Source organism: Mycobacterium sp. IS-1264 (assembly GCF_001954195.1).
Classification (GTDB): Bacteria; Actinomycetota; Actinomycetes; order Mycobacteriales; family Mycobacteriaceae; genus Mycobacterium.
Map to the genome: position 1 here is coordinate 117,965 of NZ_MBES01000010.1, position 22,773 is coordinate 140,737.

Genomic DNA, 22,773 nt, shown 5'->3' on the forward strand with positions numbered 1-22,773 from the left:
GTGGTTCATTACACAGGCTTACGATCTGGGTTTCCGGGTGGCGGCTTGACTAGCGTGGTAGCTAACTGAATTCGCGCATCAAGGAGCCCCGGCAGGAGCAACGGATACATGAGCCCGCAGCCAGAAGGTACAGCTGAACCGAAGCGTCGGCATCGCGTCGTCATCATCGGATCAGGTTTCGGCGGACTCAACGCGGCAAAGAAGCTCAAGCGGGCCGACGTCGACATCAAGCTCATCGCCCGCACCACCCACCACCTGTTCCAGCCGTTGCTGTACCAGGTGGCCACCGGGATCATCTCCGAGGGGGAAATCGCCCCACCGACCCGGGTGGTGTTGCGCAAGCAGCGCAACGTCCAGGTCCTGCTCGGCAACGTCACCCACATCGACCTGGCCAACCAGTGCGTCGTGTCGGAGTTGCTGGGGCACACCTACGAAACCCCCTACGACAGCCTGATCGTGGCCGCCGGGGCCGGCCAGTCCTACTTCGGCAACGACCACTTCGCCGAGTTCGCGCCCGGCATGAAATCCATCGACGACGCGCTGGAATTGCGCGGCCGGATCCTCAGCGCGTTTGAGCAGGCGGAGAGGTCAAGCGATCCCGAGCGCCGCAGGAAGCTGCTGACGTTCACCGTCGTCGGGGCCGGGCCCACCGGCGTCGAAATGGCCGGGCAGATCGCCGAATTGGCGCAACACACCATGCGAGGCTCGTTCCGGCACATCGACTCGACCCGGGCGCGGGTAATCCTCCTCGACGCCGCCCCCGCGGTGTTGCCGCCGATGGGCGAAAAGCTGGGCGAGCGTGCGGCCGCGCGACTGGAGAAGATGGGCGTCGAGATCCAGCTGGGCGCGATGGTTACCGACGTGGACCGCAACGGCATCACCGTCAAGGACTCCGATGGCACCGTGCGGCGCATCGAGTCAGCCTGCAAGGTCTGGTCCGCGGGCGTGCAGGCCAGCCGCCTGGGCAGGGACCTCGCCGAGCAGTCGCCGGCGGAACTGGACCGCGCCGGACGGGTCAAGGTGCTGCCCGACCTGTCCATCCCCGGCTACCCGAACGTGTTCGTCGTCGGCGATATGGCCGCCGTCGAGGGCGTGCCAGGGGTGGCCCAGGGCGCCATCCAGGGCGCCAAGTACGTCGCCAACACGATCAAGGCCGAGCTGGCCGGCGCCGACCCGGCGGAGCGGGAGCCGTTCCAATACTTCGACAAGGGCTCGATGGCGACGGTGTCGCGGTTCTCCGCGGTGGCCAAGATCGGCCCGCTGGAGTTCAGTGGTTTCATCGCCTGGCTGATCTGGCTGGTGCTGCACCTGGTGTACCTGATCGGGTTCAAGACGAAGATCACCACGCTGTTGTCGTGGACGGTGACCTTCCTGAGCACGCGGCGCGGCCAGCTGACGATCACCGACCAGCAGGCGTTCGCGCGAACGCGGCTCGAACAGCTCGCCGAATTGGCCGCCGAGGCCCGCGGCCCGGCCGAGGCCGCGCGGAGGGCCAGCTAGCCCGCTTATGTAAGCTCTAATCCGTTGTGGCGCAAGTGATTACATCTCCACGAGGTTTTGCAGCCGCACCTGGCCCCGGGCGACCACCCGGTCGTCCGAGTCGGTAATGGTGACCAGCCACAGCTGCTGACGCCGGCCGCGGTGGATCGGTTCTGCGGCGCCGTAGACCATCCCCGAGCCGATGGACCGCAAGAAATCGGTGTTGTTGTTGACACCGACGACGTTCCCGCCGCCGCGCGTGGCGAGCCAGGTGTACGCGGCGACGCTGGCCATGCTCTCGACCATCGAGCAGTACACGCCGCCGTGCACCAGGCCCATCGGCTGCAGCAGCTTCGGCGTGACCTCCAGTTGTGCCCGGGCCCCGTCGGGGCTGAGTTCGGTGAATTGCAGCCCTATTTCGCTGTCGAACGGGGCGGTGAAATCCGGCGGGAGGCTCGCGGGCGGCGGTGGCACGCTCATGTGTCTACACCATGCGGAAACCGCGGGACGCGAGGCCGCGGTGGCAACCGACGAAAACAGGCGAGCCCCGTGCGCTAAGGCACGGGGCTCGCCGATCGAGTTGGACCCGGGGTCACTGCAGCCCTCAGGACTCTGCCGCGGTCCGTTGTCTCTCGACCGGACCTAGCATAGGCAAGGCTGCCCTAATATTGCAAGGGTGCGTTGTCGCATCCGGGACCGCGCCGGTGGGCCCGGAGGTGGTCACAGAGATTGCCCAGCATTCGATACGACAGTCGGTAGTAAACAAGGAGTACGCTTGGTGCAACGCTCAGGAGATGACGAACTATGGCCAAACTGACACGGCTCGGGGATCTGGAACGCGCCGTCATGGACCATCTGTGGTCCACCGCAGAACCCCAGACCGTTCGCCAGGTCCACGAAGCGTTGTCGGCACGACGCGACCTCGCTTACACAACGATCATGACCGTGCTGCAGCGGCTGGCCAAAAAGAATCTGGTCTCGCAGATCCGCGACGACCGGGCGCACCGGTACGCGCCCGTGCACGGCCGCGACGAGCTGGTCGCCGGGCTGATGGTCGATGCCCTGGCCCAGGCTGAGGACTCCGGCGACAGACACGCCGCGCTGGTGCACTTCGTCGAACGCGTCGGCGCCGACGAGGCGGACGCACTGCGGCGGGCGCTCGCCGAATTGGAAGCAAGCCAACGCAAAACGCCAGCGGCTGGCGCTATCGCTGAGGAGTAAGGGAGACTAGCAGCGTGTCCGCGGCGGCCTTCACCCTCCTCGCGGTGCTGCTGGTCGGCCCGGCGCCGGCATTGTTGGCACGCGCGACGTGGCCGCTGCGCGCTCCCCGGGCCGCGATGGTGCTGTGGCAGGCGATCGCCCTGGCCGCGGTGCTCTCGGCTTTCAGCGCCGGCATCGCGATCGCCACGCGGGTGCTCATGCCCGGCCCCGACGGACGGCCCACGGCCAGCGTCATCGGTGCCGAGGGCCGGCTCGGCTGGCCGCTGTGGGCCGCATACATCGCCGTCTTCGCGCTGACCGTGCTGGTCGGTGTGCGGTTGATGATCTCGATGGCGCGGGTGGCCATCGCCAACCGGCGACGGCGTGCGCACCACCGCATGGTGGTCGACCTGGTCGGCGTGGGACACGATGCGGCGCTGGCCCAGACGTGTGCGTGGGCCCGCGACCTTCGCGTCTTGGACGTGCCGCAGCCGCTCGCCTACTGCCTGCCGGGCGTGCGCAGCCGCGTGGTGGTCAGCGAGGGAACGCTAAACACGCTCGCCGACACCGAAGTCGCCGCCATCCTCACCCACGAACGGGCCCATCTGCGGGCGCGGCACGACCTCGTCCTGGAAGCCTTCACCGCGGTGCACGCCGCCTTCCCGCGGCTCGTCCGCAGCGCCAACGCGCTGCGGGCGGTGCAACTGCTCGTCGAGCTCCTGGCCGACGACGCCGCGGTGCGCGCCACCGGGCGCACTCCCCTGGCGCGCGCGCTGGTCGCCTGCGCATCCGGCCTAGCGCCGTCGGGCGCGCTGGCCGCGAGCGGTCCCAGCACGGTGGTGCGGGTCCGCCGGCTCGCCGGGCGCGGGAATAGCCTCGCGCTGTCGGCGGCCGCATACCTGGCCGCGGCGGCGGTGTTCGTGGTGCCCACCGTCGCGCTGGCCGTGCCGTGGCTCACCGAGCTGCAGCGCCTGTTCAACCTCTAGCGCACCGCGAAGCGAAACCCCTTGGAGGACCACCACTCCGCTGTGCCACAGTGTTCTCCAACCCGGTTCTCCAACCGGCGAGGCCTAACTGAAAGGCAGGACATGAGTTCGTCGGATTCCCAGCCGAATTCCAAGACCGGCACCGCGCAGATCGGCGTCACCGGCCTGGCCGTCATGGGCTCGAACATCGCCCGCAACTTCGCCCGGCACGGCTACACGGTGGCCCTGCACAACCGATCCGTCGCCAAGACCGACGCGCTGCTCTCCGAGCACGGTGACGAGGGCAAGTTCGTGCGATCGGAGACCATCGAGGAATTCCTGGACGCGCTCGAGAAGCCGCGCCGCGTGCTGATCATGGTCAAGGCCGGCGATCCGACCGACGCCGTCATCGATCAGCTCGCCGACGCGATGGAAAAGGGCGACATCATCATCGACGGCGGCAACTCGCTCTACACCGACACCATCCGCCGGGAGAAGGCGATGCGCGACCGCGGGCTGCACTTCGTCGGTGCCGGCATCTCCGGCGGCGAGGAGGGCGCGCTGAACGGGCCGTCGATCATGCCGGGCGGGCCCGCCGAGTCCTACACGTCGCTGGGACCCCTGCTCGAGGAGATCTCCGCGCACGTCGACGGCGTGCCGTGCTGCACCCACATCGGGCCCGACGGCGCGGGGCACTTCGTGAAGATGGTGCACAACGGCATCGAGTACTCCGACATGCAATTGATCGGCGAGGCTTACCAGCTGCTGCGCGACGGGCTCGGCAAGACCGCCGAGGAGATCGCCGGCGTGTTCGACGAGTGGAACAAGGGCGATCTTGACAGCTTCCTGGTCGAGATCACGGCAAAGGTGCTGCGCCAAAACGACGCCAAGACCGGCAAGCCGCTGGTGGACGTGATCCTCGACGAGGCCGAGCAGAAGGGCACCGGCCGCTGGACGGTGAAGTCGGCGCTGGACCTCGGTGTGCCGGTCACGGGGATCGCCGAGGCGGTGTTCGCCCGCGCGCTGTCGGGTTCGGTGGCCCAGCGCAAGGCCACCACCGGGCTGGCGTCCGGCCAGCTGGGCGAAAAGCCAAGCGACGCAAAGCAATTCGTCGAGGACGTCCGCCAGGCCTTGTACGCGTCGAAGATCATCGCTTATGCCCAGGGCTTCAACCAGATCCAGGCCGGCAGCGCCGAGTACGACTGGGGCATCACGCCCGGCGATCTCGCGACCATCTGGCGTGGCGGGTGCATCATCCGGGCCAAGTTCCTCAACCGGATCAAGGAGGCGTACGACTCCGATCCCGAGCTGCCCACGCTGATCGTGGCGCCGTATTTCCGCAGCGCCATCGAGGCGGCCATTGACGGCTGGCGCCGGGTGGTGGTTACCGCCACGCAGTTGGGTATCCCGATCCCGGGGTTCTCCTCGGCGCTGTCGTATTACGACGCGCTGCGCACCGAGCGGCTGCCGGCCGCCCTGACCCAGGGGCTGCGCGATTTCTTCGGAGCGCATACCTACGGCCGCATCGACGAGGACCCCGGCAAGAAGTTCCACACCCTGTGGAGCGGCGACCGCAGCGAAGTACCCGCCTAGCCCGCGCCAACTAACATGGCCTAGCGGGGGCTGCAGACGGTGGGGCGAGAGCGATGAGATTTCTGGACGGGCACCGACCCGGGTACGACCTGACCTACAACGACGTCTTCATCGTGCCGAACAGTTCCGACGTCGCGTCGAGGTTCGACGTCGATCTGTCCACCGGCGACGGCTCCGGCACCACCATCCCGGTGGTGGTCTCCAACATGACCGCCGTCGCCGGGCGGCGGATGGCCGAGACGGTGGCGCGGCGCGGCGGCATTGTGATTCTGCCGCAAGACCTTCCGATCACCGCGGTGCAACAGACGGTGGAATTCGTCAAGAGCCGCGATCTCGTCCTCGACACCCCGGTGATGCTGGCGCCCGACGATTCGGTGTCCGACGCGGTCGCGCTGATCCACAAGCGCGCGCACGGCGTGGCCGTGGTGGTCTTCGAGGGGCGGCCCATCGGTCTGGTGACCGAAGCGTCGTGCCACGGCATCGACCGCTTCACCCGGGTGCGCGACGTCGCCACCCGTGACTTCGTCAGCGCCCCGATCGGAACCGATCCGCGCAAGATCTTCGATCTGCTCGAGCACGCCCCGATCGAGGTCGCGTTGGTGACCAACCCGGACGACACGCTCGCGGGGGTGCTCACCCGCACCGGGGCGCTGCGAACCGGCCTGTACACCCCTGCCACCGACGCAGGCGGGCGGCTGCGCATCGGCGCGGCCGTGGGCATCAGCGGCGATGTGGGGGCCAAGGCCCGCTCCCTCGTCGAGGCCGGCGTCGACGTGCTGGTCATCGATACCGCGCACGGGCATCAGGTTAAGACGCTGGAGGCGATCAAACTGGTCGCATCGCTGGACTTGGGTGTCCCGCTGGCCGCGGGCAACGTGGTGTCGGCGGAGGGCACCCGGGACCTGCTGAGCGCCGGGGCGAACATCGTCAAGGTCGGTGTCGGTCCGGGGGCCATGTGCACCACCCGGATGATGACCGGGGTCGGCCGGCCGCAGTTCTCCGCGGTGCTCGAATGCGCCTCTGCGGCAAGGCAACTCGGTGGCCACGTGTGGGCGGACGGCGGGATCCGGCATCCGCGGGACGTGGCGCTGGCGCTGGCCGCCGGGGCGTCGAACGTCATGATCGGTTCATGGTTCGCCGGAACCTACGAGTCGCCCGGCGACCTGATGCGCGATCGCGACGAGCAGCCGTACAAGGAGAGCTACGGCATGGCGTCCAAGCGGGCGGTGGTGGCCCGCACCGCCGCCGACACCGAGTTCGATCGCGCCCGCAAGGCGTTGTTCGAGGAAGGCATTTCGACGTCACGAATGGGGCTGGACCCCGACCGCGGCGGCGTCGAGGACCTGATCGACCACATCACCTCCGGTGTGCGCAGCACCTGCACCTATGTCGGCGCCTCGAACCTTGCGGAGCTGCACGAACGGGCCGTCGTCGGCGTGCAATCCGCCGCCGGATTCGCCGAGGGACACCCGCTGCCGCTGGGCTGGTGACGCCGCCGTTTTCGCTACCATGTGAAGTCCTGGAACCTTGCGGGCCGCAGCAAAGCGTGCGCGACCCGGAACCGTACTAGAGCGAGAGGGATGACGTGCCGCAGGCACCCGCCGAGGCCCCGTTGCAGCCGGGGGCCTTCCGGGCGGGGCGGCGACTCCCCACCGCGGCCCCGGTCCGACCGGCGACGCCAGCGCGATAACCGAGCCCCGCCATGAACGTCACCGTCACCGTCGTCAGCGTGCTGGCCATCGCGGTGCTCATCTTCGGCAACGGCGTGTTTGTCGCGGCCGAATTCTCGCTGACCGCGCTGGACCGCGCCACCGTCGAGGCCAACGCGCGCCGCGGCGGCCGCCGCGATCGCCTGATCCAACGCGCCCAGAACAGGCTGTCGTTCCAGCTCTCGGGTGCCCAGATCGGCATTTCCATCACCACGCTGGTGACCGGGTACCTGACCGAACCCATGGTGGCCGATCTGCCGCATCCGTGGTTCGACGCGATGGGCATTCCCGACCGGGTGGGCGACGCGGTCATGGCGTTTCTGGTGATGGTGATCGTGACGTCGGTGTCGATGGTATTCGGCGAGCTGGTCCCCAAATACCTCGCGGTCGCGCGGCCGCTGACCACCGCGCGCGCCGTCGTCGCCGTCCAGCTGCTGTTCTCGCTGCTGCTCACCCCGGCGATCCGGCTGATGAACGGCACGGCGAACTGGATCGTTCGCGAGCTGGGCATCGAACCGGCCGAGGAGCTGCGCTCGGCCCGCTCGCCGCAGGAGCTGCTGTCGCTGGTGCGTACCTCGGCGCGCAGCGGCTCGCTGGACCCCGCCACCGCCGCGCTGGTGCGCCGATCGTTGCAGTTCGGTGCCCTCACCGCCGAGGAGCTGATGACGCCGCGGTCCAAGATCGTCGCGCTGCAGACCGACGACACGCTCAGCGACCTGGTCGCCGCGGCCGCCGAGTCGGGGTTCTCCCGCTTCCCGATCGTCGCCGGCGATCTCGACGAGACCGTCGGGATCGTGCACGTCAAGCAGGTCTTCAAGATTCCGCGGGCCGATCGCCCGAGTACGCCGCTGGCGACGGTCGCCCAGCCGGTTCCGGTGGTCCCGTCGACGCTGGACGGCGACGCCGTGATGGCCGAGATCCGCGCCAATCCCCTGCAGACCGCGATGGTCGTCGACGAGTACGGCGGCACGGCGGGCATGGTGACCGTCGAGGACCTGATCGAGGAGATCGTGGGCGACGTCCGCGACGAACACGACGACGCCACGCCCGACGTCTATGCCGCCGGCGGCGGTTGGCGGGTGTCGGGTCTGCTGCGCATCGACGAGGTGGCCGCCGCCATCGGGTATCGCGCACCCGAGGGGCCCTACGAGACCATCGGCGGTCTGGTGCTTCGCGAAATCGGTCATATCCCGGTGGTCGGGGAAACGGTCGAGCTGACCGCTCTTGACCCGGACGGCCTGCCCGGCGCGTCGATACCCTGGCGCGCAACCGTCGTGCGGATGGACGGCCGGCGCATCGATCTGCTCGAGCTGACCGAACTGCGCGGCCACGCCGAACCGGCGATGGGGCTTGGCCACTGATGAACGACACGCTGGGAGTGGTGCTCGCGATCCTGCTGATCGGGGCGAACGCGTTCTTCGTCGGCGCGGAATTCTCGCTCATCTCGGCGCGGCGCGACCGCCTCGAAGCGCTGGCCGAACAGGGCAAGGCGCGCGCGGTCACGGTGATCCGGGCCGGTGAACAGCTGTCGTCGATGCTGGCCGGCGCCCAGTTGGGCGTCACCGTGGCATCGCTGCTGCTGGGCCGGATCGGTGAGGCGGCGGTCGCGAACCTGCTGCGGCGAGGGCTCGGGCTCGCCCACATGAACCCGACGCTGCTGCACACGCTGTCGTTCGCGATCGCGCTCGCGATGGTGGTGACGCTGCACGTGCTGCTGGGCGAGATGGTGCCCAAGAACATCGCGCTGGCCGGCCCGGAACGCACGGCCATGCTGCTGGTCCCGCCCTACCTGGCCTACGTGCGCGCCGCCCGACCGTTCATCGTGTTCTACAACAAATGCGCCAACGCGATACTGCGCGCCCTGGGCGTGGAGCCCAAGGACGAGCTGCACATCGCGGTCTCCCCCGTCGTGCTCAGCGAGATGATCGCCGAATCGGTGTCCGAGGGCCTGCTGGATCCCGAAGAGCACAGCAGGCTGACCCGCGCGCTGCAGATCGGCAGCCGGGTAGTCGGCGACGTGGCCGTACCCCTGGCGGACGTGCGAGCGTTGTCAGTGGACGCGGCCGGTTCGGGCCCGAAGGTCGGCGCCGTCGAGCGAGCTCTGGCGCAGACCGGCTACTCCCGCTTTCCAGTCACGGCGCGCGACGGAAAATTCATCGGCTACCTCCACATCAAGGATGTGCTGACGCTCAACGACGATCCGGAGACCGTGATCGACCTGGCGTTGGTGCGCCCGCTGCCGCGCGTACCCACGTCATTGCCGCTCGCCGACGCGCTGTCGCGGATGCGGCGCAGTAACAGCCATCTCGCGCTGGTGACGAACGGCAGCGGCGACGTGGTCGCGATGGTGGCGATGGAGGATCTGGTCGAGGACCTGGTCGGCAGTATGCGCGACGCATCGTGAAAGGCCCGAAGTGACGGCGCTCGCGGGCCGCCTGGCGAAGGGCGCGGCCCATGGCCCGTATGATTGAACGGCCGCCGACACACTAACGTGCTGGCGGGCTCACGGTCTTGGCCAGCAGTACATGCGTTGCCAGAAAGCGGTTCTCAAGGTCCGCCCCGGCGCCATGGGCGGAGCTGTTCGCGCGCCTGACCTGCGATTGCGGGTAGGGCGGATACGCTCGCTCGGGCTGCCGGCCGGTAGGCTGACGAAGTAGCCACTGGCGTCCAATGAGGCCATTTTGGAGGAGAAACATGACTGATCGCGTGTCGGTGGGCAACTTGCGCGTCGCCCGAGTGCTCTACGACTTCGTGAACAACGAGGCCCTGCCCGGCACCGATATCGACCCCGACAGCTTCTGGGCCGGCGTGGACAAGGTCGTCACCGACCTCACCCCGCAGAATCAGGATTTGCTGCGGCGGCGCGATGAGCTGCAGGCCCAGATCGACAAGTGGCATCGGCACCGCGTCATCGAGCCGATCGACGTCGACGCATACCGCGAGTTCCTCGCCGAAATCGGTTATCTGCAGCCCGAACCCGCCGATTTCAGCATCACCACCTCCGGTGTCGACGACGAGATCACCACGACCGCTGGCCCGCAGCTGGTCGTGCCGGTGACCAATGCGCGGTTTGCGCTCAACGCGGCCAACGCCCGCTGGGGTTCCCTCTACGACGCCCTCTACGGCACCGACGTCATCCCCGAAACCGACGGCGCCGAGCAGGGCACGAGCTACAACAGAATCCGCGGCGACAAGGTGATCGCCTACGCGCGCAGGTTCCTCGACGAGGCGGTGCCGCTGTCGTCGGGCTCGTGGGCGGAAGCGACGGGCGTGAGCATCGACGACGGCCAGCTGAAGGTCACCAGCGGCCCGGATTCCACGGGGTTGGCCCGGCCGGAGCAATTCGTGGGGTACAGCGGCGAACTGGGCTCCCCCGATTGGTCGGTGTTGCTGGTCAACCACGGGCTGCACATCGAGATCCGGATCGACCCCGAGTCGCCGATCGGCAAGACCGACGCGGCCGGGATCAAGGACGTGGTCCTCGAGTCGGCGGTGACCACCATCATCGACTTCGAGGACGCCGTCTCCGCCGTCGATGCCGACGACAAGGTCGCCGCCTACCGCAACTGGCTGGGCCTGAACAAGGGCGACCTGTCCGCGCAGGTCGACAAGGACGGCGAGACGTTCACCCGGGTCCTCAACCAGGACCGCCACTACAGCACCCCCGACGGCGGCGAGCTTGTATTGCCCGGGCGCGCACTGCTATTCGTCCGCAACGTCGGGCACCTGATGACCAACGACGCGATCGTCGACGCCGACGGCAACGAGGTGTACGAGGGCATCATGGACGCGCTGTTCACCGGCGTGAGCGCGATACACGGCCTCAAGGCCAGCGACGCCAACGGGCCGCTGACGAACAGCCGCACCGGGTCCATCTACATCGTGAAGCCGAAGATGCACGGCCCCGACGAGGTCGCGTTCACCGCCGAGCTGTTCAGCCGCGTCGAGGACGTGCTGGGGTTGCCGCAGACCACGCTGAAGGTCGGCGTCATGGACGAGGAGCGGCGCACCACCCTGAACCTGAAGGCCTGCATCAAGGCCGTCACCGACCGGATCGTTTTTATTAACACCGGTTTCCTGGATCGCACCGGCGACGAGATCCACACCTCGATGGAGGCCGGGCCCATGGTGCGCAAGGGCACCATGAAGAGCCAACCGTGGATCCTGGGTTACGAGGACAACAACGTCGACACCGGCCTGGCCGCCGGCTTCGCCGGCCACGCCCAGATCGGCAAGGGCATGTGGACCATGACCGAGCTGATGGCCGACATGGTCGAGCAGAAAATCGGCCAACCCCGCGCCGGGGCCAGCACGGCCTGGGTGCCCTCGCCCACCGCGGCCACCCTGCACGCGCTGCACTACCACAAGGTCGACGTCATCGAGGTGCAGAAGGAACTGGCCGGCAAGAAGCGCACCGACATCGACCAGTTGCTGACCATTCCGCTGGCCAAGGAGCTGGCCTGGGCGCCCGAGGAGATCCGCGAGGAGGTCGACAACAACTGCCAGTCCATCCTGGGCTACGTGGTGCGCTGGATCGACCAGGGCGTCGGGTCGTCGAAGGTTCCCGACATCCACAACGTGGCGCTCATGGAGGACCGCGCCACGCTGCGCATCTCCAGCCAGCTGCTGGCCAACTGGCTGCGCCACGGCGTGATCACCGAAGAGGACGTCCGGGCCGGCCTGGAACGCATGGCCCCGATGGTGGACCAGCAGAACGCCGGGGACGCGGCCTATCAGCCGATGGCGCCGAACTTCGACGACAACATCGCCTTCCAGGCCGCGCAGGAGCTGATCCTGGCCGGAGGGCAGCAGCCCAACGGTTACACGGAGCCGATCCTGCACCGGCGTCGGCGGGAATTCAAAGCCCGCGCGGCAGGCGGCTGAGTCCACAACAGGGTCATGTGATGGTTCGACGGAAAGGCGGCGCGCACCGGCATGGGTAGGCACAGTTTGCCCGACCCCGAAGACTCCGGCGACGAGCCCGTCGACGATTACGTTGCCGACGATCTGTACGCCGATGATCTGGAAACCGGCGAGGACAGCGGCCGTCATCTGAGGCCGGGCCAGGAAACTGACACGCCGGGCGGCTTCAGCGACTACCGCCGCTACCGGGACGCGGGTCACTACGCCGACGAGGAGTACTTCGGCGCCGCCGAGGACGACTACGCCGAGGATGACTACGCCGAAGAGGAATTCGCGGACGAAGGGCATGCCTACCCCGCGGACGAGGCGGATGCCTACCCCGCGGACGACGCCTTCGCCGTCGATCCCGCCGGCGAGTACCCGGATTTTCCGCCCCCAACGGCGAGCGCGGAGCGATCGGATCCGCCGACCGGCGGCCACCGCGGACTCGGCGACTGGCGCGGCGGTCACCGCAGCGCCGGCGGGCGACGCGGGGTCAGCATCGGCGTCATCATCGCCCTCGTCGCCGTCGTGGTGGTGGTGGGCACCGTGATCCTGTGGAGCTTCTTCGGCGACGTGTTGTCCCACCGCTCGCACACGGCCGCCGCACGCTGCGTCGGAGGCAAGGAGACGGTCGCCGTCGTCGTCGACCCGTCGCTGGCCGATCCGGTGCAGCAGTTCGCGGATAGCTACAACTCGACGGCGGGTCCGGTCGGTGACCACTGCATGCAGGTCAGTGTCAAACCCGCCGGCTCCGACGCGGTCGTCGCCGGCTTCGTCGGCAAATGGCCGGCCGAACTGGGCGGCCAGCCGGCGTTGTGGATCCCGGCCAGCTCCGTGTCGGCGGCGCGGCTCTCCGCGGCCGCGGGCCAGAAAACGATCAGCGACAGCCGGTCGCTGGTGAGCTCGCCGGTGATGCTCGCCGTGCGGCCCGAGCTCCAGCCGGCCCTGGCCAATCAAAGCTGGGCGACGCTGCCCGGCCTGCAAACCAATCCGAACTCGTTGGCGGGCCTGAACCTGCCCGCGTGGGGATCGCTGCGGCTGGCCTTGCCGACCAACGGCAACAGCGACGCCGCCTACCTCGCCGGCGAGGCGGTGGCGGCCGCTTCGGCGCCCGCCGGCGCACCCGCGATCCAGGGCACCGCCGCCCTGCGCAGCCTGACCAGCGCCCAACCGAAATTGGCGGACAACTCGCTGACGGAGGCGATGAACACGCTGCTCAAGCCGGGTGACCCGGCGTCCGCGCCGGTGCACGCCGTCGTCACCACCGAGCAGCAGCTGTTCCAGCGCGGCCAGTCGCTGCCGGACGCCAAGAACGCGCTGGGTTCCTGGCTACCGCCCGGGCCGGCGGCCGTCGCCGACTACCCCACCGTGTTGCTCAGCGGCTCGTGGCTCACGCACGAACAGAGCTCGGCGGCCAGCGAGTTCACCCACTTCATGCGCAGGCCCGAGCAACTCGCGAAGCTGGCCAAGGCCGGCTTCCGGGTCAACGGCGTCAAGCCGCCGGCCAGCGCGGTGACCGGTTTCCCCGCGCTGCCTTCCACGCTGTCGGTGGGCGATGATTCGCTGCGCGCCACGCTGGCCGACGCCATGGCCGCGCCGTCGAGCGGCTTGGCCGCGACGATCATGCTCGACCAGTCGATGCCCAGCGAGGAGGGCGGAAAGTCGCGGCTGGCCAACGTGATCGGCGCGCTGAGCGACCGGATCAAGGCGCTGCCGCCCACCGCCGTCGTGGGCCTGTGGACTTTCGACGGGCGCGAGGGCCGATCGGAGGTTGCGGCCGGGCCGCTGTCCGACCCGGTCAACGGCCAGCCCCGCTCGGCCGCGCTGACCGCGGCGCTGGACAAGCAATCCGCATCGGCCGGCGGTGCGGTGTCGTTCACCACACTGCGCATGCTCTACCAGGAGATGCAAGCCAAATATGTTGCCGGACAACCCAATTCGATACTAGTGATCACGGCGGGGCCGCACACGGACCAATCCCTGGACGGCGCGGGGCTGCAGAATTTCATCCGCACCGGCGCCGACCCGGCAAAACCGATCGCGGTCAACGTCATCGACTTCGGCGCGGACCCCGACCGTGCGACGTGGGAAGCCGTCGCCCAGCTCAGCGGCGGCAGCTACCAGAACCTTTCGACGTCGAGCTCCCCGGACCTCGCCACGGCGATCACCCAATACCTGGGCTAGCGCTACCAATCTCTGACCCTCGGAGATGTCATAGTGCGGGCATACGATCGGGAGCGCCATCGGAGGAGGGGTAATGCGCATCGATTTCACGCCCGACCCACAGCTGTACCCGTTTGAGTCGCGCTGGTTCGACAGCTCGCGCGGCCGCATGCACTACGTGGACGAGGGGGCCGGGCCACCGATCCTGTTCTGCCACGGCAACCCGACCTGGAGCTTCCTGTACCGCGACATCATCGTCGCGCTGCGCGACCGCTTCCGTTGCATCGCACCGGATTACCTCGGTTTCGGGCTCTCGGATCGGCCGGAGGGATTCGGCTACAAAATCGACGAGCACGCACGGGTCGTCGGCGAATTCGTCGACCACCTCGGCCTGGACGGGTACGTGAGCATGGGCCAGGACTGGGGCGGGCCTATCAGCATGGCCGTCGCGGTCGAACGCGCCGACCGGGTGCGCGGGGTGGTGCTGGGCAACACCTGGTTCTGGCCGGCGGAAACCTTCGCGACGAAGGCTTTCAGCAGGGTCATGGGCAGTCCGCCGATGCAATACGCGATCTTGCGGCACAACTTCTTCGTCGAGCGGCTGATCCCGGCGGGAACGGCGCGACGACCCAGCGACGCCGTGATGGCGCACTACCGCGGCGTGCAGCCCAGCGCCGAGGCGCGAAAAGGCGTTGCCGAGATGCCCAAGCAGATCCTGGCCGCCCACCCGCTGCTGGGACGGCTTGCCGCGGAGGTGCCGGCCAAGCTAGGCGCCAAGCCCGCACTGCTGGTGTGGGGCATGAAGGACGTCGCGTTTCCGCCGGGCCCGAACATCCCGCGGATGCGGGCGACTTTCCCCGACCACGTCCTAGTCGAGCTGCCCGACGCCAAGCATTACATCCAGGAGGACGAGCCCGAACGAATCGCCGCGGCAATCGCCGACCGATTCGGCTAGACGAAAGCCTCCACCGGCGGGCAGGAGCAGACCAGGTTGCGGTCGCCGTAGGCGCCATCGATGCGACGCACCGGGGGCCACACCTTGGGCCGGAATGCCTTGCCGAGCGGGTAAGCGGCCTGTTCGCGGGTGTACGGATGATCCCAGTCGGACACCACCAGGCACTCGGCGGTGTGGGGGGCGCCCCGCAACGGGTTGTCGTCCACGGACCACTCCCCCTTGCCGACCCGGTCGATCTCGCGGCGGATGGCGATCATGGCCTCGCAGAAGGCGTCGACTTCGGTCAGGCTCTCACTCTCGGTTGGCTCCACCATCAGCGTGCCGGCCACCGGGAAGCTCATGGTGGGCGCGTGGAAACCGTAGTCCGCCAATCGTTTTGCGACATCGTCGACGGTGACGCCGGTCGACTTGGTGATGCCGCGCAGGTCCAGGATGCATTCGTGGGCGACCATGCCGTTCTCGCCGGTGTAGAGCACCGGGAAGTACTCGTCGAGCCGCCGGGCGATGTAGTTGGCCGACGCGATGGCGGTCAGCGACGCCGCCCGCAATCCGTCGGCGCCCATCATCCGGATGTACGCCCACGTGATCGGCAGGATCGAGGCCGACCCGTACGGCGCCGACGAAACCGGCCGGCCGCCAGGTAGTTCGGGCGCGTAGGGGTGACCGGGCAGGTACTTGGCCAGGTGCGAGCGCGCCGCCACCGGCCCGACGCCGGGCCCGCCGCCGCCGTGCGGGATGCAGAACGTCTTGTGCAGGTTCAGGTGGCTGATGTCGCCGCCGAATTTGCCCGGCCGCGCCAGGCCGACCAGCGCGTTGAGGTTGGCGCCGTCGATGTACACCTGGCCGCCGGCGTCGTGCACGGCCGCGCAGATGTCCGCGATGTCGTGCTCGTACACGCCGTGGGTCGACGGGTAGGTGATCATCAGCGCCGCCAGCCGGTCCGCGTGCTCGGCGACCTTCGCGCGCAGGTCGTCGAGGTCGACGTCGCCGTTGTCGCGGCAGGCCACCACCGCCACCCGCAGCCCGGCCAATGCCGCCGACGCGGCGTTGGTGCCGTGCGCGCTGGACGGGATCAGGCAGATGTCGCGGTGCGGTTCGCCGCGGTCGGCGTGGTAGTCGTGAATCGCCAACAGGCCGGCGTACTCGCCCTGCGAGCCGGCGTTGGGCTGCAGCGAGACCGCGTCGTAGCCGGTGATCTGCACCAGCCAGCTCTCCAGGTCGGCGATGAGACGCCGCAATCCCGCGCTGTCGGATGGCGGGGCGAACGGATGCAGCCGAGCGAATTCCGGCCAGGTGACCGGCTCCATCTCGGCGGCGGCGTTGAGTTTCATCGTGCAGGATCCGAGCGGAATCATGCTGCGGTCCAACGCAATATCCTTGTCGGCCAGCATGCGCAGATAGCGCATCATCGCCGTCTCGGTGCGGTATTGCGTGAACGCGGGGTGGGTGAGGAACCCCGAGGTGCGGGTCGCGATGTCGGCGCGTGCCGGCTCGGCGGCCTGAACCCCGAACGCGTCCAGCACAATCGCGACATGCTCGGCGGTGGTGGCCTCGTCGCAGGCCACCGACACGTGGTCGGCGTCGACGCGCCACAGGTTGATGCCCTTGGCTTTGGCCGCGGCGATCACCGCGTCGGCGCGCCCGGGAACGCGTGCCAGCACGGTGTCGAAGTACTTGTCGTGCACCAGCGCCGTGTTGGCTGCCGAGCCCAACCCGGCGGCGATCGCCTCGGCGTGGCCATGCACCCGCCGCGCGATCTCGGTCAGGCCGTCGGCGCCGTGGTAGCTGGCGTACATGGCGGCCATCACCGCCAGCAGCACCTGGGCGGTGCAGATGTTGCTGGTCGCCTTGTCCCGGCGGATGTGCTGTTCGCGGGTCTGCAGCGCGAGCCGGTAGGCCGGGGATCCGTCGGCGTCCACCGACACCCCGACCAGCCGGCCCGGCAGCTGGCGGGCGTGCTTGGCGTGCACGGCCAGATATCCGGCGTGTGGACCGCCGAATCCCATTGGGACACCGAATCTTTGGGTGGTGCCGAACGCGACGTCGGCCCCGATCTCACCGGGCGGCGTGATCAACGTGAGGGCCAACAGGTCGGCGCCGACGGCGACCAGCGCGCTGCGGTCGTGCGCCTCCTGGGCCAAAGCCGACCAGTCCGTGATCCGGCCGCTGGCACCCGGGAGCTGGGCGATCACACCGAAGAATTCGCCGTCGGGCAGGCCATCGCGCAGGTCGGCGGTCACGATCTCGATGCCCAGCGGCTTGGCTCGGGTGCTCAGCACCGCGGCGGTCTGGGCGAAGACGTCGACGTCGACGGCCAGCCGGTTGGCCGCGCCACGAGCGGCCCGATGCAACAACGTCATCGCCTCGGCGGCCGCGGTGCCCTCGTCGAGCATCGACGCGTTGGCAACCTCGAGGCCGGTGAGGTCGGCGACCATGGTCTGGAAGTTCAGCAGCGCTTCGAGCCGGCCCTGGCTGATCTCGGGCTGATACGGCGTGTAGGCCGTGTACCACGCGGGGTTCTCCATGATGTTGCGCAGCAGCACCGGCGGCGTCAGCGTGTCGTAGTAGCCCTGCCCGATCATCGACACCGCGACGGTGTTGGCGTCGGCCAGCGCCCGCAGCTCGCTCAGCGCCTCGGCCTCGCTCGCGGCCGGCGGCAACGCGTCCAGACCCGGCGCGCCGCCGTCGGCAAGCTTGTCGAGAATGCCGGTCGGGACCGCTTTGGCCGCCAGCTCGTCGAGCGAGTCGACACCGATGACGGCGAGCATGGCCGCGACGGCCGGGCTATCGGGGCCGATGTGCCGGGCGGCGAACGTTGACTGGTCGGACACTGGCGAACTCCTGACAGGGCAGAGGGACGAGCGGCCCTCTCCCTCTGTCTTCACCCGGTCGCCGGGTGCCTGAGAGATTCGGCGCCGGTGCGCTCGGCGCCTTTCCCCATCGGCGGGTGCGACCGCTGCCGGTCGCACCGCTTTCCAGAGGCATCGTTGTCTTGCGCGGTCCGGGTGCCTGAGAGGTTGACGGAGAGGTGTTGCTCCTTCGGCGTCCGTGACTGGCAATCACGGAACTCTCCCGCGCGAGGGCGATGCGTGCCCCAGCTTACTCGGCCGCCCCCAATTACCCGCGAGCGCGCGGTGCTAGCCGATCTTGCGGTCGCGGTGCTTGCGCCGGGACGCCAGCTCGTCCTCCGGGGCGTCGATCGATTCGCCGCCGTCGGCGCGCTCGCCAGGGAAGTCCGCGATGACACCGGTCAGCTCGCGCATCGCGCCGGACACCGCGATGCCGAACACGCCCTGGCCGCCCTGCAGCAGGTCGACGACCTCTTCGGCCGAGGTGCACTCGTAAACCGTGGTGCCGTCGGAGAACAGGGTGATGTTGGCCAGATCCTGGACACCGCGCTGGCGCAGATGGTCGACCGCGACGCGGATGTTGTGCAGCGAGATCCCGGTGTCGAGCAGGCGCTTGACGATCTTGAGCACCAGGATGTCCTTGAAGGAGTAGAGCCGCTGGCTGCCGGAGCCCGCCGCGCTGCGGATCGACGGAACGACGAGCGACGTGCGAGCCCAGTAGTCGAGCTGGCGGTAGGTGATGCCGGCGATCTGGCACGCGCTCGGCCCCCGGTAGCCGACCAACTCGTCGGGCACGGAATCGTCGGGGAACAGCCCGGGCTGCACGGCCACGCTCGGCGGGGTGGCGCTGTGGTCGGTCGTGGCGTCCGCGTGGTCAGCTAGGTCTAGCTGCTCTTGACGTGGCTGCTCGCTCACGGTTCGTTCCTCTCGCCGATCGCGCTCGTTTACTAGCTGCGTTCGCAGGCTGCCTCCGCAGCCATGTTTGCTCAGGCCCGAGTGCTAGAGAGCTTACGCTTTCCGACAGCCGCCGCGCCTTAGTCGTAGTCAAAGTATGGCCGCCGCAGGGGTGAGTCGGCGCGCTATCCGCCAGGCGTGTCGACATCGCGGGCGCAGATGAGATGCATCCGTGATATCGCCGTCCACCCTAGTGGCCGCCCGCGCGGATTGCCCGGACCGCCGACGGAACGCCGCTACCTGCGGCTTCCCGAACCCGATGGGATAGCCAGCTTAGGTGGCCTTGAAATCGTCGGGCGACACGCTGTCGAGGAACTCCTTGAATTTCTCCACCTCGTCTTCGCGCACGGCGGTGTTGGGTTCCTCGTCGCTCTCGTCGGGGATCAGCAGACCGGCCTGGGCGAGCACCGCCTCCTCGACGTAGATCGGAACGCCGACCCGCAGCGCGATCGCCACCGAATCCGAGGGGCGCGCCGACACCGTGATATTGCGGTCGAAGACCAGGTCAGCGTAGAAAGTGCCCTCCTGCAGATCGACGATCCGCACCTCTTTCAGCGAATGCCCAAGCGCCGCAATGAGATCCCTGATGAGATCGTGCGTCAGCGGCCGGGGTGGTTCCACGCCTTGCTGTTCGAGCGCAATGGCGGCCGCCTCGGACTGGCCGATCCAGATCGGCAGATAGCGGTCACCGTTGGCCTCGCGCAGCAAGAGCACCGGCTGGTTCTGCGGCTGCTCCACGCGAATGCCGACAACACGAACTTCGCCCATCTGTGTCTGCCCTCCGCACATGCACCCGAACGCCAAGCTATCGAACGAAAGTCTAGTCCTCAGCGATGCAGAACGTCGCGAACGGCAGACTTGATCAGCGAGGTATGCAAAGTGATAGCGAGCGCCGCGACCTCACGCGCCAGGTCGTCGGCGCGATCGAGAGCGCCGGCCTTGCCGGCTTTGACTACCGGCCCGGCGATTTGGGCGATCAGATCGGACTGCCGGTCGGCCGCCGACCGGAAGGCGCGCAGATGCCGCGGCTCGACGCCGTAGTCGGCCAGGGCGCGTGCGCACTGCAGGATCACCACCGCGTGCTCGTCGAACAGCCCGCCCGGACCGGTGGTGATCACCCCGGCCTTGAGCAGCGCGGTCAGCAGCCCCTCGTCCACACCGGATCGTTCCAGGAGCTCTTCGCGACTCAACCGGATGCGGGTGGGCGCCACGGCGGCCGGATCGGACCCGGCCTCGCCGCCGGCGGAACCGGGATCGCTGCCGGCGACCGAGACCAATCGCGGTACGCCGTAAGGCGATCCGAACGGCGGCAGCTCGCCGTCGGGCTGCGCGTCCAGCTGCGACCTGATCACCTTCAGCGGCAGGTAATGATCCCGCTGAGCGGTAAGGATGAAGCGCAGCCGGGCACAGTCGTACGCGGTGAACCTGCGGTATCCGGAGGCAGCACGCTGCGGCGTCACCAGTCCCTCGGCCTCCAAGAAGCGAATCTTGGAGATCGTGACATCGGGGAAATCCGGCCTCAACAGTTCGAGGACCGCCCCGATCGACATCCCGGCCAGCGCCGGGCTATCGGGTGCGCTCACTAGCCTGAAGATCCTCCCTCGTCGTCGCCCTGCTTGGGTCCGGTCAAAAACACCAGACGGAACTTCCCGATCTGCACCTCGTCACCGTTCGCCAGTACCGCCGAATCCACCGGCTCGCGGTTGACGTAGGTGCCGTTGAGGCTACCAACATCGACGACCTGGAAGTCGTTGCCTTCCAACCTGAATTCGGCGTGGCGCCGGCTCACGGTGACGTCATCGAGGAAGATGTCGCTGTCAGGATGCCGGCCGGCTGACGTGATGGCCTGGTCGAGCAGGAAGCGTGAGCCGGCGTTCGGTCCCCGTTTGACGACCAGCAGAGCCGAGCCCGCGGGCAGACCTTCGACGCCGGATACCGCGCTCTCGGTTCCCGCTTGCGCGGGAGCGTCCAGTTCGTTGAGGAAGTCGGCACGGAAAACGGAAGTCGTCTCCACGGTGACTTCGTCAGCGTTCTGGTCCTGCTCTTTCCCTGAGTCCATGTCCGTCACGCGCTGCTCCTCACTGGCCGCTGTGGCGTTGTCTGACCGGGCCGCTCGGCCGGCTCCCCACTAGGCGCTTTGCCTCGTACTGCCGATAACTGCGTTCTCATTGTGATCCGTTTGACCGTACCGCGCACCGGTCGGCGATGTCCCCACGGCTGCGCGATCGAAAGGCTGCAGGGACATTAGCAATCGTCATTCGGTCAGTGTGCCGCGGTAGGCCTCGGCGTCAAGGAGTGTGGCGAGGGCCGACTCGAGCCCGGCGGCGTCGGAAACCTGCACATCCACCAGCCAGCCGGCGCCATACGGGTCGGAGTTGACCAGTTGCGGACTGCCGTCCAGATCGGCGTTGACGGCGGTGACCCTGCCCGACACGGGCGCGTAGAGGTCCGACACCGATTTCGTCGATTCCACTTCGCCGAAGGATTCGCCGGCGACCAGCTCGGCCCCGACGTCGGGAAGCTGAACGAAGACGACGTCGCCGAGTGCCGACTGGGCGAAGTCGGTGATCCCGATCCGCGCGGTGTCTTCCCCGCTGCGGCGAACCCACTCGTGTTCGGCGGTGTAGTGCAGCTCGGCCGGGATATCGCTCACGGTGTTCCTGTTCTGGTCGGTGTGCTCACTTGACGGGCTGAGCGTATTGGTGCGGTTTTGGTTGCCGCAAGGTCGTCACGTCCACCCGGTCGGCCTGCTGCACCGACATCCGCGCACCGACGCGCTTGATGCTGTCCTCGGCGCCGCCCGGAATGTTCATCGCGGCGGCCAGCGTGGGCGGATCGCCAATCGCCAGAATCGAATACGGCGGCGACAGCGTCTTGCCATCGATCGTCAACGAGCCGGGCGTGCCCACCACCCAGGTGTCGACGCCCACCCGCACCGACTGGTGTGCGTCGTTGGTCTCGACCGCCTCGGCGCCGGCGGCACGCAACTCGTTGATCACGTCGAGCATGGCCTCGGGTGACACCCCGGGGCCGGGGTCGTCGATCGTGACGGTGACGCCGGGCCCGGTGGCGCCGACGGAGCCGACCAGAATGGACAGCGCGGCCAGCCGGGCCTGAGCGCTTTGGATGGCGGCCTGGTCGGTGTTGCCCGACGCCTGCAGTTGATTCAGTGTGTTCTGCAGTTCGGCGACTTCGGTGTTCAGCGTGGCCTCGCGCTGCCGCAACGAATCCAGCAGCACCAACAGGTCCGCGGGCCGCGCCGTGTCCAGCGAGTCACCCGATTTCGTCTGGCGGACCTGGGTGATGATGGCGAGCCCCAGCACCAGGCACAGCAGGGCCGCCAATATTCCGAACAAGAGCCGGGAGCGCCCGGCCCGCAGCAGCCCGGACCATCCGGTCCGCCGCACCGACCCGATCTCGGGGCGCGGGCTGTCCGACGGCAATTCGTGGCGGCCGCGCTGGGCGTCGTCGGCCTTGTGCTCACCTTCGGAGTGGCCGTGCCGGGTTGGCGCGTCACGCCTTTCGTCGCGGGCGTCCTCTGGCGGCTCCTGGCTCACGCTGACCCCACCTGGGTCATAGCGCCGCTCCTCCTCATCGCTGGTCCCCCTCGCCGCTGCGCGGCTGGGGGCGCCCCCACTGCATCGTCGCCGGCGCGGTCATGCCCCGAACAGCCGTCGCCGCAGCGCGGCCGCGTTGCCGAAAATGCGTATACCCAACACGACGATGATGGCCGTGGACAACTGCGTGCCCACGCCCAGTTGATCGCCGACGTACACGATGAGTGCCGCGACGAAGACGTTGAAGACGAACGACACCACGAAAACCTTCGGATCGAAGATCCGCTCGAGATAGGCGCGCAGCCCGCCGAACACCGCGTCGAGCGCGGCGACCACTGCGATGGGCAGATACGGTTGGACGACCTCGGGCACGGCGGGATGGAAGACCAAACCCAGCACGATGCCGAGCGCCAGCGCCGCGATACCGATCATGCGAGGACTTTT

Annotated in this window: 19 protein-coding genes and 1 riboswitch; of the genes, 10 read left to right on the top strand and 9 right to left on the bottom strand. The window is 68.3% G+C overall.

Features of this window, described 5'->3' with window-relative positions; genetic code table 11:
* The first annotated feature begins 108 nt into the window (after positions 1–108).
* Entirely contained in the window at positions 109–1,500 is a 1,392-nt protein-coding gene (locus A5744_RS02560) for an NAD(P)/FAD-dependent oxidoreductase (protein WP_076058066.1), read from the top strand.
* Positions 1,501–1,539: 39 nt separating this feature from the next.
* Here the strand turns inward: A5744_RS02560 and A5744_RS02565 are convergent, their stop codons facing one another.
* Entirely contained in the window at positions 1,540–1,959 is a 420-nt protein-coding gene (locus A5744_RS02565) for a PaaI family thioesterase (RefSeq protein WP_076058068.1), read from the bottom strand.
* 324 nt (positions 1,960–2,283) lie between these two features.
* Here A5744_RS02565 and A5744_RS02575 point away from each other — a divergent pair, with 324 nt between their 5' ends.
* From A5744_RS02575 to A5744_RS02615, 9 genes are all read left to right on the top strand, one after another.
* Positions 2,284–2,700: a BlaI/MecI/CopY family transcriptional regulator gene (locus A5744_RS02575; protein ID WP_076058070.1), complete on the top strand. Its 417-nt coding sequence runs from the start codon at positions 2,284–2,286 to the stop codon at positions 2,698–2,700.
* A 14-nt stretch (positions 2,701–2,714) separates the two neighbouring features.
* Positions 2,715–3,665: a M56 family metallopeptidase gene (locus A5744_RS02580; RefSeq protein WP_076058072.1), complete on the top strand. Its 951-nt coding sequence runs from the start codon at positions 2,715–2,717 to the stop codon at positions 3,663–3,665.
* A gap of 102 nt (positions 3,666–3,767) precedes the next feature.
* Entirely contained in the window at positions 3,768–5,237 is a 1,470-nt protein-coding gene (gene gndA / locus A5744_RS02585) for an NADP-dependent phosphogluconate dehydrogenase (RefSeq protein WP_076058074.1), read from the top strand.
* A 53-nt stretch (positions 5,238–5,290) separates the two neighbouring features.
* The gene (locus A5744_RS02590) at positions 5,291–6,727 is read left to right on the top strand and encodes a GuaB1 family IMP dehydrogenase-related protein (RefSeq protein WP_076058076.1); all 1,437 of its coding nucleotides are present in this window, start codon (positions 5,291–5,293) and stop codon (positions 6,725–6,727) included.
* Between the two features lie 212 nt (positions 6,728–6,939).
* On the top strand, positions 6,940–8,307 hold the full coding sequence (locus A5744_RS02595) for a hemolysin family protein (RefSeq protein WP_076058078.1): 1,368 nt from the start codon (positions 6,940–6,942) through the stop codon (positions 8,305–8,307).
* Complete coding sequence (locus A5744_RS02600) at positions 8,307–9,350, top strand: hemolysin family protein (protein ID WP_076058080.1); 1,044 nt, start codon at positions 8,307–8,309, stop codon at positions 9,348–9,350. Before A5744_RS02595 ends, A5744_RS02600 begins: the two co-directional genes overlap by 1 nt.
* Before the next feature lie 290 nt (positions 9,351–9,640).
* Positions 9,641–11,830: a malate synthase G gene (locus tag A5744_RS02605; RefSeq protein WP_076058082.1), complete on the top strand. Its 2,190-nt coding sequence runs from the start codon at positions 9,641–9,643 to the stop codon at positions 11,828–11,830.
* Positions 11,831–11,881: 51 nt separating this feature from the next.
* On the top strand, positions 11,882–14,035 hold the full coding sequence (locus A5744_RS02610; protein ID WP_076058084.1) for a substrate-binding domain-containing protein: 2,154 nt from the start codon (positions 11,882–11,884) through the stop codon (positions 14,033–14,035).
* Positions 14,036–14,108: 73 nt separating this feature from the next.
* On the top strand, positions 14,109–14,969 hold the full coding sequence (locus A5744_RS02615) for a haloalkane dehalogenase (RefSeq protein ID WP_076058086.1): 861 nt from the start codon (positions 14,109–14,111) through the stop codon (positions 14,967–14,969).
* Here the strand turns inward: A5744_RS02615 and gcvP are convergent.
* The 8 genes from gcvP to A5744_RS02655 form a co-directional block, all read right to left on the bottom strand.
* Positions 14,966–17,800 (bottom strand): aminomethyl-transferring glycine dehydrogenase, encoded by a 2,835-nt coding sequence (gene gcvP / locus A5744_RS02620; protein WP_076058088.1) that lies wholly within the window; start codon positions 17,798–17,800, stop codon positions 14,966–14,968. The two genes, A5744_RS02615 and gcvP, sit on opposite strands and share 4 nt — an antisense overlap.
* Before the next feature lie 156 nt (positions 17,801–17,956).
* Positions 17,957–18,054: riboswitch (glycine riboswitch) on the bottom strand.
* Positions 18,055–18,106: 52 nt separating this feature from the next.
* Positions 18,107–18,733, bottom strand: a complete 627-nt coding sequence (locus A5744_RS02625) for a MerR family transcriptional regulator (protein ID WP_076058090.1) — start codon at positions 18,731–18,733, stop codon at positions 18,107–18,109.
* Between the two features lie 312 nt (positions 18,734–19,045).
* A complete protein-coding gene (locus A5744_RS02630) occupies positions 19,046–19,540 on the bottom strand; it encodes a bifunctional nuclease family protein (RefSeq protein ID WP_076058092.1) in 495 nt (164 codons plus the stop codon).
* Between the two features lie 59 nt (positions 19,541–19,599).
* Positions 19,600–20,355, bottom strand: coding sequence for a MerR family transcriptional regulator (locus A5744_RS02635; protein ID WP_076058094.1), 756 nt, complete (start codon positions 20,353–20,355; stop codon positions 19,600–19,602).
* A complete protein-coding gene (garA, locus tag A5744_RS02640; RefSeq protein WP_076058096.1) occupies positions 20,355–20,840 on the bottom strand; it encodes a glycogen accumulation regulator GarA in 486 nt (161 codons plus the stop codon). Before garA ends, A5744_RS02635 begins: the two co-directional genes overlap by 1 nt.
* A gap of 186 nt (positions 20,841–21,026) precedes the next feature.
* On the bottom strand, positions 21,027–21,425 hold the full coding sequence (gene gcvH, locus A5744_RS02645; protein ID WP_076058098.1) for a glycine cleavage system protein GcvH: 399 nt from the start codon (positions 21,423–21,425) through the stop codon (positions 21,027–21,029).
* A 25-nt stretch (positions 21,426–21,450) separates the two neighbouring features.
* On the bottom strand, positions 21,451–22,215 hold the full coding sequence (locus A5744_RS02650) for a DUF881 domain-containing protein (RefSeq protein ID WP_240562942.1): 765 nt from the start codon (positions 22,213–22,215) through the stop codon (positions 21,451–21,453).
* 213 nt (positions 22,216–22,428) lie between these two features.
* Positions 22,429–22,761, bottom strand: coding sequence for a DUF1290 domain-containing protein (locus tag A5744_RS02655; protein ID WP_076058102.1), 333 nt, complete (start codon positions 22,759–22,761; stop codon positions 22,429–22,431).
* Positions 22,762–22,773: the final 12 nt, after the last annotated feature.

Bases quoted from the DNA above. Each gene is read 5' to 3' on its own strand.
- A5744_RS02560 (WP_076058066.1), top strand. From the start codon at position 109: ATGAGCCCGCAGCCAGAAGGTACAGCTGAACCGAAGCGTCGGCATCGC.
- A5744_RS02565 (WP_076058068.1), bottom strand. From the start codon at position 1,959: ATGAGCGTGCCACCGCCGCCCGCGAGCCTCCCGCCGGATTTCACCGCC.
- A5744_RS02575 (WP_076058070.1), top strand. From the start codon at position 2,284: ATGGCCAAACTGACACGGCTCGGGGATCTGGAACGCGCCGTCATGGAC.
- gndA (WP_076058074.1), top strand. From the start codon at position 3,768: ATGAGTTCGTCGGATTCCCAGCCGAATTCCAAGACCGGCACCGCGCAG.
- A5744_RS02590 (WP_076058076.1), top strand. From the start codon at position 5,291: ATGAGATTTCTGGACGGGCACCGACCCGGGTACGACCTGACCTACAAC.
- A5744_RS02595 (WP_076058078.1), top strand. From the start codon at position 6,940: ATGAACGTCACCGTCACCGTCGTCAGCGTGCTGGCCATCGCGGTGCTC.
- A5744_RS02600 (WP_076058080.1), top strand. From the start codon at position 8,307: ATGAACGACACGCTGGGAGTGGTGCTCGCGATCCTGCTGATCGGGGCG.
- A5744_RS02605 (WP_076058082.1), top strand. From the start codon at position 9,641: ATGACTGATCGCGTGTCGGTGGGCAACTTGCGCGTCGCCCGAGTGCTC.
- A5744_RS02610 (WP_076058084.1), top strand. From the start codon at position 11,882: ATGGGTAGGCACAGTTTGCCCGACCCCGAAGACTCCGGCGACGAGCCC.
- A5744_RS02615 (WP_076058086.1), top strand. From the start codon at position 14,109: ATGCGCATCGATTTCACGCCCGACCCACAGCTGTACCCGTTTGAGTCG.
- A5744_RS02630 (WP_076058092.1), bottom strand. From the start codon at position 19,540: ATGGGCGAAGTTCGTGTTGTCGGCATTCGCGTGGAGCAGCCGCAGAAC.
- A5744_RS02655 (WP_076058102.1), bottom strand. From the start codon at position 22,761: ATGATCGGTATCGCGGCGCTGGCGCTCGGCATCGTGCTGGGTTTGGTC.